Annotated in this window: 1 pseudogene; it reads left to right on the top strand. The window is 69.4% G+C overall.

The features are described 5' to 3' along the window. A pseudogene (locus P0G09_RS18765) lies at window positions 1-206 on the top strand (hypothetical protein); the annotation flags it as partial. Window positions 207-301: the final 95 nt, after the last annotated feature.

The following is a 301-nucleotide window of genomic DNA, read 5'->3' as shown; positions in this document are numbered from 1 at the left end:
TGGAGATCACCATCACCCCGCAGGGCGGGGGCCAGCGCTGGCAGTTTGAAAACGACGGCCCGCCCCCCGCAGACCCCGCCATTACGCCGGGCGGGGGGCTTCCCGCCATCCAGCGCCGGGTGATGCAGGCGGGCGGCACCATGGAGGTGCAGGCCCGGCCCCGCTACCGGCTGTGTGTGAACCTGCCACAGGAGGAAACGATATGACCAGCGTTTTGATCGTGGAAGACCAGCGGATGCCCCGGGAGAACATGGAGCACCTTGTGGAGGACAGCGGCCGCGACCGCCGGGTGGCCTCCCTG

The organism is Faecalibacterium sp. DFI.5.82, assembly GCF_029076575.1.
GTDB lineage: Bacteria > Bacillota > Clostridia > Oscillospirales > Ruminococcaceae > Faecalibacterium > Faecalibacterium duncaniae.
This window is presented reverse-complemented; position numbering and strand designations above follow the sequence as displayed.